Genomic DNA, 14,261 nt, shown 5'->3' on the forward strand with positions numbered 1-14,261 from the left:
TTAAATGTTTTTCAAGCTGTTTTTCAGGCCGTCTGAAAAGCCTGCTGCAAGCCGGATATTATCTGCCGCCGTTGGCAGCAATGCCTTTCGGCTCCTCGGGCTTTGCGCAATCCCGTAAGCCGTTCGGACGGCGCATCGATATCGACACGGGCATAGGCAGTGCCTGCAAAATCTTTGCCCGCGCTGCCCGATAACGCTGCGGTGATGGTGTGGTTCATGGTGTTTTCCTTATTGATTGCGGCAGTTATGTTTCAGACGGCCTCAAAGGCTTGGCAGGCCGTCTGAAAGAAAAAAACGGTTCATCTGAAACCCGCATTATTTCTCCAACGCCGGTCAAACCGCAGCCGGCGGCGGCCGGTATTTTCAGACGGCTTCAAGGCTTGGCAGGCCGTCTGAAAGGACGAAAGCGGTTAGCCTGAGCCCGCATTATTTCTCCAATACCAGCCAAACCGTGGCCAGCGGCGGCAGGGTCAGGCTCAGCGACTGCGCCCTGCCGTGCGATGCGGCGGCTTCGGTGCGGACGATCCCGCCCTCGGCCGTGCAAACGCCGCTGCCTTGGTATGGCAGGCTGTCTGAATTCATCACTTCGCGGTAGGTGCCGGCTTCGTTTACGCCGATGCGGTAGTGTTCGCGCACCACAGGGGTGAAGTTGCTCACCACTATCAAGCGGTTGCCTTCGCGGTCGCGCCGCTCGAAAGCAAACACGGAATGGTTGCCGTCATCTGCCACCAGCCACTCGAAGCCTTCGGGCCATTGGTCGAGCTGGTAAAGCGGCGCGTGGCTGCGGTAGGTGTGGTTGAGATCGCGCACATAATCCTGCACGCCTTTGTGCCACAGGCCGCCGTGGGCTTCTTCAAGCAGAAACCAATCGAGCGGTTCGTTGTAGTTCCATTCGCGGCCCTGGGCAAATTCGCCGCCCATAAACAGCAGTTTCTTGCCGGGATAGCCCCACATAAAGCCGTAATAGGCGCGCAGGTTGGCAAATTTCTGCCAGGCATCGCCGGGCATTTTGGCCAGCAGCGAGCCTTTGCCGTGCACCACTTCATCGTGCGAGAGCGGCAAGACAAAGTTTTCGCTGTATTGGTACATCATGCCGAACGTCATCAGATTATGATGGTATTTGCGGTTGATCGGGTCTTCTTTCATGTAGCGCAGGGTATCGTTCATCCAGCCCATATTCCATTTGTATTGGAAATTCAAGCCTTCGGCGCGGGTAACGTTGGCAAACGAGGTGGATTCTTCGGCGATTTCGGCGGCGGCGGGCGTTTCGCGCTGCAACATGGTGTTGGTGTCGCGCAGAAAGTTGATGGCTTCGAGGTTTTCGCGGCCGCCGTATCGGTTGGGTATCCATTCGCCTTCTTTGCGCGAATAGTCGCGGTAAATCATCGAGGCCACGGCATCCACGCGCAGGCCGTCAAAGCCGAACCGCTCTATCCAGTATAGCGCGTTGCCTTGCAGGTAGTTTTTCACTTCGGTGCGGCCGAAGTTGTAAATCAGGGTGTTCCAGTCTTGATGGTAGCCTTCGCGCGGGTCGGCGTGTTCATACAGCGGCGTGCCGTCAAAATGGTTGAGACCGTGGTCGTCAACGGGAAAATGCCCCACCACCCAGTCGAGTATCACACCTATGCCTTCATTGTGGGCGGCCTGCACCAGCGCCTGAAGCTGCTGCGGCGAGCCGAAGCGGCTGGTGGGCGAATAAAGGCCGGTGGCCTGATAGCCCCAAGAGCCGTCAAACGGGTATTCCGACACGGGCAGAAGCTCGATATGGGTAAAGCCCATGTCTTTCACATAGGCCACCAGCTCGATAGCGAGGTCTTCATAAGTGAGCCAGAAGTTGTTTTCGAGGTTGCGCCGCCACGAGCCCAAATGCACTTCGTAAATGCTGATGGGGCTGTCGATGGCGTTGGCTTGGCGGCGGAACGCGGGCTCGGGCATTTTTTCGGGCAGGCCGCGCACCACCGAGGCAGTGGTGGGGCGCAGCTCCGAGGCAAAGGCAAACGGGTCGGCCTTTTGGCGCACATTGCCTGCGGCATCGCGTATTTCGAATTTATACAGGGCATTGAACGGCACGGCAGGGATAAAGATTTCCCAAATGCCGCTGGCGGCGTGGCGGCGCATCACATGGCGGCGGCCGTCCCAATTGTTGAACTCGCCGATAACCGAAACGCGCTGCGCGTTGGGCGCCCACACGGCGAAATTCACGCCGGCCACACCGTCAAATTCGGCCAAATGCGCGCCCAGGGCTTCATAAGGGCGCAGATGGGTGCCTTCGGTGAGCAGCCATTGGTCGATTTCCTGCAAATGCGGGCCGTAGCGGTAGGGGTCTTCGATTTTTTCAGACGGCCGCTCTGCGCTGTATTGCACGCTCAAGGCATAATCGGGCGCGCCCTCGGGCAGCACGGCGGCGAAAAAGCCCCGATTGTCGAGTTTTTCGGCCGCCGCAATCAGCTTGCCGCTGCCGCGTTCCACAATATCCACCGCCAACGCATCGGGCACCAGGCAGCGCACCACTTCGCCGTTGCCGGGCAGCCTGTGCCTGCCCAGATAGGCAAACGGGTTGCCGTGGGTGGCGCAAAACAGGCTGTCGATGGTGCCGCGCTCTTGATCATCGAGCGGCGGATAGGTTTGGGTTTGGCTGTTTTTTCTCATACGGACCTCGTTGAGCATGGCGAGCTGCTGCTCGATGAAAGGGTGTTTGGAAAAGGCTTCGAGAGGCTGAGGCAGTTTGCGCGCCCAGTTGGGATAGCCTTCGGCGATGCCCGGCACGTTGAAATTTTCGGTCATGCCCAGCAGGTTTTCGATTTGCACCGCATAAAGTATGCAGCGGCTCTCGGCGCCGAAACGGTGCACGGCATGAATCATTGCGGCATCTGCCTGTTCAGACGGCCGGTATCCGCAAGGCAGACAGTGTGTTGCTTTCAGCGCGCGGATTAAATCTTCTTTATCGTGCCCGCGCTGCTGCCAGGCCGTCTGAAAAGCAGTTTCGTCCGGCAGCACGCCCAGGGCATACATAGTTTGCAAATCGCTGCCCGCCCACCAGCCCGCCAGCGGTGCCACGTCGTGGGTGCTGGTAACGCACAGCGCCTGCTGCGGGTAATGCTCGGGCAGCTCGAAGCCGTGGTCGCGGCGGCTGAAATACATCACCTTGTATGAAAAAATGCGGTAACGCTCGAGCAGGCGGCGGGTGTCGTCCGGCACGGTGCCCAAATCTTCGCCCACCACCACACAGCGGTTGCGGTGGCTTTCGAGCGCGAGAACGGCAAACAGGATTTCCTGCGGATAATGCACATAGGCACCGTTTGCTGCCGGCGCGCGCGGCGGCTCTTTATCATACGCCGCCGCACTGCTTCCGCCGCCGTGCGCCAAACTGCCCGCATCCCCGCCGGCGGCCTGCTGCGGCACCACCCACCACAAACGGTTGAGCGACATCACATGGTCTATGCGCAACACGCCGCAATGGCGCATGTTCTCGCGAAGCACGGCAATAAATTCGCGGCAGCCGCTGCGGCGCATTACCACGGGGTGCCACGGCGGCAGGTTCCAATTCTGCCCCAACGGCCCCAGCGGGTCGGGCGGCGCGCCCACCGACATTTCCATGCAGTATTGGCTGCGTTTGAGCCAGGTGTCGGCTCCGCCGCGCGCCACGCCCACGGCCAAATCGCCGTAAAGGCCGAGCCGCACGCCGTGTTGCGCCGCCGCTTCTTCGGCCTGCCGCAGCTGCACGGCGCACAACCATTGCAGCCATTGGTAAAAACGGATTTCGCCCGCGTGCGCCTCTGCAAACGCCTGCACCGCTGCACTTTGCGGCAGATGAAATTCAGACGGCCACGCCCTCCAGCCGCGCTCCCCGCCCGCGCCGCCGTAATGTTGGTCTAAGGCCTCAAACAGGGCAAAGCCGTGAAGCGCTCCGCCTTTTTCTTCTGCAAACTGCTCAAAGGCCGTCTGAAAAGGCTGCGCGGCGCGGCTTGTGCTTTTTTCAAAGTCGGCAAACACCAGCAGCAGCGCTTCTTTTTTCAACGCCCACACCGCCGCATAATCCACCGTTTCCGCCGCGCGCACCGCTTCAATGCGGCTTTGCACCTCGGGATTTTCCAGCCACTTGCGCGCTTTGCGGGCAAAACGGTATCCGCCGATGATGCCGCCCACATCGAGATACACGGCATTCAGCCACAGGCGCGATGACGGGCTGTAGGGGCTGGCGAAATCCGGCCGCGAAGTAAACAGCGCGTGCAGCGGGTTGATGCCGATAAAATCCAAGCCGCGCCCGCCGCAGAAAGCCGCCAGCCGCGCCAAATCGCCGAAATCGCCCACACCCCAGTTATGCGCCGAGCGCAGGCTGTAAAGCTGCACGGCCAATCCGTTCATGCGCCCGCCGCCTGCCGTTTCAGGCGGCCGGTAGGCGTGTTCGGGAGCGGCCACCACTAAAACGCGGTGTTTCAGACGGCCTTTGCGAACCGTTAAACGGTAATAGCCGCTCTCTAACGCCGATAAAAAAACAGCAGACCGGCGGCCGTCTGAATCCGATGCCGTAACCGTCTGCTGCTCATCATATTCGTTGGTTAAAGAGTAGCCGCTGTAATTTTCGAAACCCGGCGGCAAAACAATCTCGGCAGGCTGCCGCGCCGTTACCGCCGCCACATCGTCAAACTCCCCTTCCGGCACACCTATTTCCAAGCGCGCAAGCAACGCTTCCAGCACCGCTTCTTCAGCCGGGTGGTAAACGCCGTTGATGTCGTGGTAGCCCGCAGCCACCCCGCAACGGGCGGCACGCTCAAAAACCGAGTGATTGCTCATATTCATTAATATATTGTTTGTGAAGTTAATTTTTTGTTTAGTGCAGCTTGGGCAATAGTAATATAAATCTGCCGTTTTGTCGTAGGTAATTTCGTGTAGCAAGCGGATTAACTGATATAGGCCAAATCCAACACAGCCGCCTGAATCTGAAAACGTTTTCAAGGTTAATACCGGTTAACCCGCATACGCGTATTATTTAAAGAAATTAACCTGATTGCACAATCAGCGCGCCTGTTGCCATATTGTTTTACCGGCTGCAAGCCCTATGTGCAAAAGCGTTGCCAAAAGTGCGGGTAACGCTTTCTTGTCGGGAAAATCCAGAGGGCGGCAAAACCGCCAAGCCGTTATTTCAGCCGGGGCGGCCGCAACACTGCCCGGGAATCTCTGCAAAACCCTCAAAAGTTTATCTGCCGTTATCGGCCCGGCAAGTCCGCTATGCTGCCCGCACGGGCGGGCTTGCCGGGCCGATAACGGAATTCAGCCATTTCAAACGGCCTCACAATAGTTTTGCCAAAACTCCAACCGATAAAGCCTTAACTGCCTTTGGGCTTTCAAACGGCCGCCGCTCCGCCGCGTGCCGGCTCTCAGCCCGAAATATGCTAAGGCCGTCTGAAAAATATTTTCAGACGGCCTTTGTTTTCAGAAATGCCTGCAGGGCTTTTCCCAAACTGAAATTCAAAAACAAAATTCAAAGCTGAAAAACGCTGAAACCGCCGTTATCTGCTTGGCGGTTCTGCCGCGCCACCCTCGATGTTCTCCGGCGTTTCGCTGCCCTGCTCCGGTGCGGTTTCCAAAAACTCGTCCACCCCGCGCCCGCAGCGGGTTTTCTTTTCGTTGAGTGTGGCTTTGAGCAAAGCATCGTTCTGCGGCAGCGCGGCGCGTTCGGCTTCGTGGTGCCACAAGTGGTAGGCTGCACCGCCGAATTTGAGGTTGTGCCGCTTCATGCCGCTATGGTAGCAGCGGGCGGCAAATTCGCTGTCTTCCCGCCCCCAGCCGACAAAATCGTTGTTGAATCCGTTCACGGCCAGCGCATCATCGCGGAAGAAACCCATATTGCAGCTTTTGATGCCTTTGTGCCCGCGGTTGCCGCGCCCGGCCAGCAGTTTCGACAATTTGGGCAGCCGCAGCGCGGAAAGGCGTTTTTTGATACCGCTGCTGTAAAACGACAAATCGGGCAGCGGCAGCAGGCGCTCGGCCAGAATTTCTTCGGTGCGCTGCCGGGAAACCAGCACGCGCGTGCCCTGAATCAAGCGGCCTTTGCGGGCAACGGCGGCATGGTCGGCGATAAACGAAGGGTCGAGCACCATATCGCCATCGATGATAATCAGGTAGTCGGACGAAGCGGCGGCAATGGCGCGGTTGCGCGCCCGGGCAGCGCGGAAGCCTTCGTCTTTCTGCCAGGCGTGTTTGACCGTTACCGGGCTGGTTTGGGCGAATCTGCCCACCACTTCGGTGGTGCGGCGGTCGGAGCCGTCGTCGGCGATGATGATTTCCTGCGGCAGGCGGGTTTGCGCGAGGGCGGATTTCAACACCAGTGCCAGTGCATCGGGGCGGTTGTAGGTGGTGACAATCAGCGACACGCTCATATTGCGGTTGTGTTCGTAGAGTTTGATATATTTGTAATACGAACCCTGGGCGTTGGCGGCGGAAATCATCAGGCCGTCTGCGCCGTAGAAAATGCCCCGTTTCAGAAAATAGTTTTTCAGAAACGCCGTGCCGCCGTGCAGCAGGGCTTTGAACACGGAAGAAGTTTTGCGGTAGCGGTTTTCTTCGGCATAAAGCGTGCTGTATTGCTGCATTTTCTGAATCAGCCCTTCGGCGTTTTGAAACGAATAATGTTTCAGACGGCCTTTGAGCGAGCGCAGGTGGTTTTGCTGCCCGATTTGCAGCGATTCGTGTACGCGCCGGTTGTTGAAACCGGCATAGTTGCGGTGGTAGAGGCGCGGCAGAATATCGGGATACCAGCCGCAGGCTTTGATCAGGCGGCCGTTATAGTGGTTGAGGCGCGAAAGGGTGTAAACGGTGTTGGGATCGTTGTGCTCCACCGCCGCGCGTATGCTTTCGATTAATTCACGATCGGGCACTTCATCGCTGTCGATGCTGAAAATCCAGGGGTGTTTGGCCAGGGAGGCAGCCAGGTTTTTCATGGGGCCGAAACCGGTGAACCCGTGTTTGCACACGCGCACGTTGGCAAACCCTGCCGCAATTTCAAGCGTGCGGTCGGCCGAGCCGTTGTCCAGCAGCAATACTTCGTCAAAATCGGCCAGCGCGGCAAGCACTTCGGCCAGATAACGTTCGGAATTTTTAACCAGCATGGTTGCGCTGGCGGGTATTTTTTGTGTCGGCATAATCAAACCATTGCAGGCCGTCTGAAAACTTTTCAGACGGCATCTGTTGTGATGAATGTTGCTTGGCACCGGGCAAACTGTAGTGAATCGGCTTTGTGCCGGCACCGGGCAGGCCGCAGGAAATAATCAAAGTTGTACGAAACCGGCTCTATCGCCGCTTCGGCCGCCGGCCAAACCGTTTTCTTCGAAGCGGAGGCGCGGCAACGGAAATAAAGCGGCTTCACCACCAACCGGAGCGAAAAAACGCGCCGCCCGTTTCGTTCACCCGCTATATTTTTCCGACAGCCACGCCAGCGCCTGTTTGGCGGCTTGCTGCTCGGCGGTGCGGCGGCTGCCGGCTTTGGCGGTGGTGATGCAGCCCAGCTCGCCCAAATCGCAGGAAACGGTAAATTCAGTGTGGCAGCCCTCGCCGTGCTGCGCTTCGATGCGGTATTTCGGCAGAGCCAGACGGCGCGCCTGCAAGGCTTCCTGCAACAGGGTTTTGGCATCTTTGCCGCCCTGCCCTTCGGCATCGGCACCGGTCACCCGCTGCGCAAACAGGCGGCGCACGGTTTGCTCGGCGGTGTTGAAACCGGCATCGAAACTGATGGCGGCAAATATGGCCTCCAGCGCATCGGCCAGAATCGAAGGCCGGTTGAAACCGCCGCTTTTGAGTTCGCCCGCCCCCAGAAACAGCACCCCGCCCACGTTCAGCGAAACGGCAACGGCGGCCAATGTTTCTTGGTTGACCAGATTGGCGCGCATACGCGAAAGGCGGCCTTCGGGCAGCTCGGGAAAGGTTTCAAACAGCATTTTGGCAACGGTGTAGTTGAGTATGGCATCACCAACAAACTCGAAACGCTCGTTGTTGCGTGAGGAAAAACTGCGGTGGGTGAGCGCCTGCTCCAGCAGCTCGGGGCATTGGAAAGTGTGGCCGAGCCGCTGCTGCAACTGTTGCAGCGCACGCTGTTTGACGGGGTCGGGCTTCATGGGGTTCTTTCGTTTTCTTCAGCCCGAATGCTTTTCCACACTTTAATAAAAGAATCAAAACGAAAATGCAGAAAAGGTTTAAGGCTGGTTAATCGTTACCGGCTGGAGATATTTCGGACGGCTTTGCATAAAGGCAGATATTTTTACCATACAAAAGCTTCAGGCCGTCTGAAACGCTGATGGTTTTCAAACGGCCTGCTATTGTATAACAAATGTTTATTTGCCCAAAGCGGCCAACACTTGCGCCTTCACGGCTTCAACGGCCTGTGTGCCGTCCACTTTGATGTATTTTGGCGCGCGCTCGCCGGTGATTTGGCTGTAAAAACCGATTAATACGGCGGTTTGCCCGTGATACACCTCGAGGCGTTTTTTCACCGTTTCTTCTTTATCATCATCGCGCTGGATTAAATCTTCGCCGGTTACATCGTCTTTGCCCTCGGTTTTCGGCGGATTGAACGCAATATGGTAGGTGCGGCCGGAGGGCAGATGCACGCGGCGGCCGCTCATGCGGTTTACAATCACCGCATCGGGCACATCGATTTCCACCACCGCGTCCAAATCCACGCCCGCCTCCACCATTGCTTCGGCCTGCGCCAGCGTGCGCGGAAAGCCGTCAAACAGAAAACCGTTTTTGCAGTCGCCCTGGGCGATGCGCTCTTTCACCATGCCGATGATGATATCGTCCCGCACCAGGCCGCCTTCATCGATGATTTTTTTCGCTTCCAAACCCAAAGGCGTGCCGGCCTTAATCGCCGCACGCAGCATATCGCCGGTGGAAATCTGCGGAATGCCGAAAGCGGCGGTGATAAATTGCGCCTGCGTGCCTTTGCCCGCACCCGGTGCGCCAAGCAGTAATACTTTCATGTGTGTTCCTTCAAACAAGTTGGTATGGCGGATAACCTTACTCCGGCGCAAAGCGGCAGGCCGCAGGCAGTATGCAGAAATCCGACCGCAGGCTGCCGCGCCGCATCAAAGCAAGTTTATCTGCCATAGGGGCAGAAATATTGCGGTATCTATCTTAATATGGTTGGCCGGTTGTGGAAAGGCCGTCTGAAAAGCAGATGAAAACTTTTTCGGGCAGGGGCGATTTATGCGATAATCTGCCCGAAATTTCCAACCGACATTCCACACGAGAACATCATGGCAGACGAAAAAAACAAATCCGAAAAAAACAAACCCGATGATAAAAGCAAAGCCCTTGCCGCCGCGCTGGCGCAAATCGAAAAAAGCTTCGGCAAAGGCTCCATCATGAAGATGGACGGCAGCCATCAAGACGAAAACCTGGAAGTGATTTCCACCGGCTCGCTCGGTTTGGATTTGGCCTTGGGTGTGGGCGGCCTGCCGCGCGGCCGTATCGTTGAAATCTTCGGCCCCGAATCTTCGGGCAAAACCACGCTGTGTCTGGAAGCCATCGCCCAATGCCAGAAAAACGGCAATATCTGCGCCTTTATCGATGCCGAACACGCCTTCGATCCGGTTTATGCGCGCAAACTCGGCGTAAAAGTGGAAGAGCTGTATCTCTCGCAGCCCGACACCGGCGAGCAGGCGCTGGAAATCTGCGACACACTGGTGCGCAGCGGCGGCTTGGATATGGTGGTGGTGGATTCGGTTGCCGCGCTGGTGCCCAAAGCCGAAATCGAAGGCGAAATGGGCGACAGCCATGTCGGCCTGCAGGCCCGCCTGATGAGCCAGGCATTGCGCAAACTCACCGGCCACATCAAAAAAACCAACACGCTGGTGGTGTTTATCAACCAAATCCGCATGAAAATCGGCGTGATGTTCGGCAGCCCCGAAACCACCACCGGCGGCAACGCCCTCAAATTCTACGCTTCCGTGCGCCTCGATATCCGCCGCACCGGCCAGATTAAAAAAGGCGATGATGTGTTGGGCAACGAAACCAAAGTGAAAGTGATTAAAAACAAAGTTGCCCCGCCTTTCCGCCAGGCCGAATTCGATATCCTCTACGGCGAGGGCATCAGTTGGGAAGGCGAACTTGTGGATTTGGGCGTGAAATACGGCATCGTTGAAAAATCCGGCGCATGGTATGCCTACAACGGCGCCAAAATCGGCCAGGGCAAAGACAATGTGCGCGTGTGGCTGAAAGAAAACCCCGCAGTTGCCGATGAAATCGATGCCGCAATCCGCACCAAAGCGGGCACCAACGTGCAGATTACCGAAGGCAGGCTCGATGAAACCGATGGCGACGCGCCCGAAGAATAAGCCGCCGACCGCAATCAAACAGGCCGTCTGAAACCGTTTTCAGACGGCCTTTCCCCACCCGAGCCCTGAAAACTGCTATACTCCGTGCATTTTCCCGCTCCGGCTCCCACAGCGTATTGAGTAAAACCAAACAGGGCAGCACACCGCAGGCCACACCGGTATACAACCGCACGGCTGCCGCACCTGCGGCCGATAAACTGCCGCAGCGAACCCGCTTATTTCCGCTGCAACAGCAAGCCGCAGGCAATACGAAACCAAACCGCCTCCGCCCCGGCAGCCGGCAAACCGCTCTCTTTGAGCCAAAGCGGATTCACCACAAACAGATCCGTTCTGCATCAGTGCCCGATTCAATCCACCAAGGCCGTCTGAAACATGATTAGCAAACAAGAATACCAAGCCCAAGCCGCCGCAGGCTACAACCGAATCCCGCTGGTGCAGGAGCTTTTGGCCGATCTCGACACCCCCCTGTCGCTTTATCTCAAACTCGCCAACCGGCCCTACACCTACCTGCTCGAATCGGTGGTGGGCGGCGAACGTTTCGGCCGCTATTCCTTTATCGGCCTGCCCTGCCGCACTTATCTCAAAGCATCGGGCAAACACGTTGATGTGTATCACAACAGCGAAATCACCGAACAGTTTGACGGCAACCCGCTGCCTTTCATCGAAGCCTTCCACGCGCGCTTCAAAACACCCGAAATCCCCGGCCTGCCCCGCTTCACCGGCGGCCTGGTCGGCTATTTCGGCTATGAAACCATCTACCACTTCGAACACTTCGCCCACCGCTTTCAAAACAGCGGCAAGCCCGACACCATCGGCACACCCGATATTTTATTGATGCTCTCGCAAGAGCTGGCCGTGATCGACAATCTTTCCGGCAAAATCTACTTAATCGTGTATGCCGACCCCGCAGAACGCAACGGCTACGAAACCGCGCGCGCGCGGCTGGAAGAGCTGCGCACCCGCCTGCGCCAAAGCTGCGCCATCCCGCTCTCGCTGGGCAGCCGGAAAACCGAGCCGCAGCATGAAACCGGCAAAGCGCGTTATCAAGAATATGTGCGCAAAATCCGCCGGTATATTCTCGATGGCGACTGTATGCAGGTGGTGCCCAGCCAGCGCATGAAGCTCGAATTTCGCGACAACCCGCTCAGCCTCTACCGCGCCCTGCGCACGCTCAACCCCTCACCCTATCTGTTTTACTACGATTTCGGCGATTTCCACATCGTTGGCTCCTCGCCCGAAATTCTGGTGCGCCGCGAGCGCGGCAACGTTATCGTGCGCCCGATTGCCGGCACGCGGCTGCGCGGCAAAACCCCGGCCGAAGATGCCGCCAACGAACAAGAACTGCTCGGCGACGCCAAAGAAATTGCCGAACACGTGATGCTGATTGATTTGGGGCGCAACGATGTGGGGCGCATCAGCCAAACCGGCCGAGTGTCGGTTACCGAAAAAATGACGGTAGAACGCTATTCGCACGTGATGCACATCGTATCCAACATAGAAGGCCGTCTGAAAGACAACACCGCCAATATGGATATTCTGGCGGCCACCTTTCCGGCGGGCACGCTCTCCGGCGCGCCCAAAGTGCGCGCGCTGGAAATCATTGAAGAACTGGAGCCCGCCAAACGCTGCATCTACGGCGGTGCGGCCGGCTGCTGGGGGTTTAACAACGATATGGACTTGGCCATCGCCATCCGCACCGCCGTGATTAAAAACGGCACGCTCTATGTGCAGAGCGGCGGCGGCATCGTTGCCGACTCGGAAGAAGAAGCCGAATGGCAGGAAACCCAAAACAAAGCCCGCGCAGTGCTGCGGGCGGCGCAGATGGTGCAGGAGGGGTTGGATAGGTAAAATTTTAAGTAGGATGCATCTTTTCAGACGGCCTTTAAGTTTACGGATAAGGCCGTCTGAAAATCCCAATCCTCAAACCGAAAAAATTTATCAGACCGCAAAATGTATTCAGAAACATAAAAACCGTCATTCCCGTGCAGGCGGGAACCCAGAACGTTGATTTTCTGAAACTTCTTAAAATTACAGATATACAAAGGTCTGAATTCCCGCCTGTGCGGGAATGACGGAGTTGGCTACAATCAATAGCTCAAGGAAGCAAACCCATGCAGCCTGCCGTTTATATACTCGCTTCCCAACGCAACGGCACACTTTACATCGGCGTAACCTCCAACCTGATACAGCGGGTGTATCAACATAAAAACCATTTGGCACAGGGTTTTACTGCGCAATACAACATGAATCTGCTGGTTTGGTACGAACTGCATCCAACAATAGAAAGTGCCATCGGTAAAGAAAAACAGCTTAAAAAATGGAACAGGCAATGGAAGTTGCGCCTGATTGAAGCAAACAATCCGACTTGGTGCGATTTATGGTCTGAAATTATGGAATAGCCGATGGTAAATCGCGGCGTAATTTTATTTTTACTGTCATTCCCGCGTAGGCGGGAATCCAAAATATTGATTTTCAGAAGCCTTTGAAAATTGCAGAAATCCGAAGATCTGGATTCCCGCCTACGCGGGAATGACGGAGTTAACGTAACCAAAAGAAAAGCAAAGTCATATACGCAGCAAAAGCAGGCAACAGCAGTTTAGGCCGTCTGAAAACTTTTCAGACGGCCTCCCGATAAAAATCTTGATAACAAACAAAACCATGCAAAACACCCCCATCCTCCCTCCCGCTATGCTCGGCATTCTCGGCGGCGGCCAGCTCGGCCGTATGTTTGCCGTTGCCGCCAAAACCATGGGCTACCGCGTTACCGTACTCGACCCCGACCCCGGTGCGCCGGCCGCCGAATTTGCCGACCGCCATTTGTGCGCGGCATTCGATGATGCAGCCGCGCTGGACGAGCTGGCGAAATGCGCTGCGGTAACCACCGAATTTGAAAATGTGAATGCCGATGCGATGCGCTTTTTGTCGCAACACACCCGCGTGTCGCCGAGCGGCGACTGCGTTGCCGTTGCCCAAAACCGCATTCAGGAAAAGGCACGGATTCAAAAAGCCGGCCTGCAAACCGCGCCCCATCAGGCCGTCTGCAAGCCCGAAGACATCGGCAAAGAGTGTGAAGCGCTGCTGCCCGGCATTCTGAAAACCGCCACGCTGGGCTATGACGGCAAAGGCCAAATCCGCGTGAAAACTTTGGACGGGCTGCGCGCCGCGTTTGCCGAATTGGGCGGCGTAGCCTGCGTGCTGGAAAAAACGGTGGATTTGCGCGGCGAGATTTCGGTGGTGGTATGCCGTCTGAACAGCGAAAACGTGCAGACTTTCGACCCTGCCGAAAACATTCACGAAAACGGCATTCTCGCCTATTCCATCGTGCCGGCGCGCTTCAACGCCGATATCCAGCTGCAGGCGCGGCAGATGGCGCGCCGTTTGGCCGATGAGTTAGACTATGTGGGCGTGTTGGCGGTGGAAATGTTTGTGGTGGGCAGCACACACGAATTGGTGGTAAACGAAATCGCCCCGCGCCCGCACAACAGCGGCCACCACACTATTGATGCCTGCGCCGCGAGCCAGTTCCAGCAGCAGGTGCGCCTGATGTGCGGCCTGCCGCCGGCCGATACCCGCCTGCTTTCCGCCTGCTGCATGGCCAATATTTTGGGCGATGCATGGGGCGCAAACGGCAGAGAGCCAAACTGGCTGCCGCTGCAAAACCACCCCGCCGCCCATCTGCACCAATACGGCAAAAAAACTGCACGCAAAGGCCGCAAAATGGGGCATTTCACCGTGTTGGCCGCCGATGCGGATGCGGCGTTTGAAAGTGCAAAAACGCTGCACGGCAGTTTGTAAAGCGCGTGCATGAAAAGCCGAAGGCCGTCTGAATTATTTTTCAGACGGCCTCTCGCGATCCAGCTTAAGTTATGCACGTCATACTCGGGCTTGACCCGGGTATCCCATATTACTGAAACCCAAGATACTCTATCC

Annotated in this window: 10 protein-coding genes; 5 read left to right on the top strand and 5 right to left on the bottom strand. The window is 56.9% G+C overall.

What is annotated here, in order from left to right; all coding sequences use genetic code 11:
* Window positions 1-23: 23 nt before the first annotated feature.
* Entirely contained in the window at window positions 24-218 is a 195-nt protein-coding gene (locus tag H7A79_RS07780; RefSeq protein WP_186999861.1) for a hypothetical protein, read from the bottom strand.
* On the opposite strand from H7A79_RS07780, the gene H7A79_RS07785 reads away from it, so the two are divergent.
* Window positions 210-419 (top strand): hypothetical protein, encoded by a 210-nt coding sequence (locus H7A79_RS07785; RefSeq protein WP_135033693.1) that lies wholly within the window; start codon window positions 210-212, stop codon window positions 417-419. The genes H7A79_RS07780 and H7A79_RS07785 overlap by 9 nt on opposite strands.
* Before the next feature lie 7 nt (window positions 420-426).
* Here H7A79_RS07785 and glgB read toward each other — a convergent pair whose 3' ends face one another.
* The 4 genes from glgB to adk all read right to left on the bottom strand — a co-directional run bounded on the left by glgB (window position 427) and on the right by adk (window position 8,975).
* Window positions 427-4,794, bottom strand: coding sequence for a 1,4-alpha-glucan branching protein GlgB (gene glgB, locus H7A79_RS07790; protein ID WP_187001658.1), 4,368 nt, complete (start codon window positions 4,792-4,794; stop codon window positions 427-429).
* Window positions 4,795-5,510: 716 nt separating this feature from the next.
* Window positions 5,511-7,142, bottom strand: a complete 1,632-nt coding sequence (locus tag H7A79_RS07795) for a glycosyltransferase family 2 protein (protein ID WP_135033754.1) — start codon at window positions 7,140-7,142, stop codon at window positions 5,511-5,513.
* Between the two features lie 261 nt (window positions 7,143-7,403).
* On the bottom strand, window positions 7,404-8,111 hold the full coding sequence (gene rnc, locus H7A79_RS07800; RefSeq protein WP_186999862.1) for a ribonuclease III: 708 nt from the start codon (window positions 8,109-8,111) through the stop codon (window positions 7,404-7,406).
* Window positions 8,112-8,327: 216 nt separating this feature from the next.
* Entirely contained in the window at window positions 8,328-8,975 is a 648-nt protein-coding gene (gene adk / locus H7A79_RS07805) for an adenylate kinase (protein WP_135033689.1), read from the bottom strand.
* Window positions 8,976-9,251: 276 nt separating this feature from the next.
* On the opposite strand from adk, the gene recA reads away from it, so the two are divergent.
* The 4 genes from recA (at window position 9,252) to H7A79_RS07825 (ending at window position 14,126) form a co-directional block, all read left to right on the top strand.
* The gene (recA, locus tag H7A79_RS07810) at window positions 9,252-10,331 is read left to right on the top strand and encodes a recombinase RecA (protein WP_135033687.1); all 1,080 of its coding nucleotides are present in this window, start codon (window positions 9,252-9,254) and stop codon (window positions 10,329-10,331) included.
* 372 nt (window positions 10,332-10,703) lie between these two features.
* Complete coding sequence (trpE, locus tag H7A79_RS07815; RefSeq protein ID WP_186999863.1) at window positions 10,704-12,179, top strand: anthranilate synthase component I; 1,476 nt, start codon at window positions 10,704-10,706, stop codon at window positions 12,177-12,179.
* A 263-nt stretch (window positions 12,180-12,442) separates the two neighbouring features.
* Window positions 12,443-12,730, top strand: coding sequence for a GIY-YIG nuclease family protein (locus H7A79_RS07820; protein WP_186999864.1), 288 nt, complete (start codon window positions 12,443-12,445; stop codon window positions 12,728-12,730).
* A 259-nt stretch (window positions 12,731-12,989) separates the two neighbouring features.
* Window positions 12,990-14,126: a 5-(carboxyamino)imidazole ribonucleotide synthase gene (locus H7A79_RS07825; RefSeq protein WP_186999865.1), complete on the top strand. Its 1,137-nt coding sequence runs from the start codon at window positions 12,990-12,992 to the stop codon at window positions 14,124-14,126.
* The last annotated feature ends 135 nt before the right edge of the window (window positions 14,127-14,261 follow it).

The organism is Neisseria musculi (assembly GCF_014297595.2).
Taxonomy (GTDB): domain Bacteria; phylum Pseudomonadota; class Gammaproteobacteria; order Burkholderiales; family Neisseriaceae; genus Neisseria; species Neisseria musculi.

What these genes read in the sequence shown, in the direction of transcription:
- H7A79_RS07780 (WP_186999861.1), bottom strand. Translation starts at nt 218, where the DNA reads ATGAACCACACCATCACCGCAGCGTTATCGGGCAGCGCGGGCAAAGAT.
- glgB (WP_187001658.1), bottom strand. Translation starts at nt 4,794, where the DNA reads ATGAGCAATCACTCGGTTTTTGAGCGTGCCGCCCGTTGCGGGGTGGCT.
- H7A79_RS07795 (WP_135033754.1), bottom strand. Translation starts at nt 7,142, where the DNA reads ATGCCGACACAAAAAATACCCGCCAGCGCAACCATGCTGGTTAAAAAT.
- rnc (WP_186999862.1), bottom strand. Translation starts at nt 8,111, where the DNA reads ATGAAGCCCGACCCCGTCAAACAGCGTGCGCTGCAACAGTTGCAGCAG.
- adk (WP_135033689.1), bottom strand. Translation starts at nt 8,975, where the DNA reads ATGAAAGTATTACTGCTTGGCGCACCGGGTGCGGGCAAAGGCACGCAG.
- recA (WP_135033687.1), top strand. Translation starts at nt 9,252, where the DNA reads ATGGCAGACGAAAAAAACAAATCCGAAAAAAACAAACCCGATGATAAA.
- trpE (WP_186999863.1), top strand. Translation starts at nt 10,704, where the DNA reads ATGATTAGCAAACAAGAATACCAAGCCCAAGCCGCCGCAGGCTACAAC.
- H7A79_RS07820 (WP_186999864.1), top strand. Translation starts at nt 12,443, where the DNA reads ATGCAGCCTGCCGTTTATATACTCGCTTCCCAACGCAACGGCACACTT.
- H7A79_RS07825 (WP_186999865.1), top strand. Translation starts at nt 12,990, where the DNA reads ATGCAAAACACCCCCATCCTCCCTCCCGCTATGCTCGGCATTCTCGGC.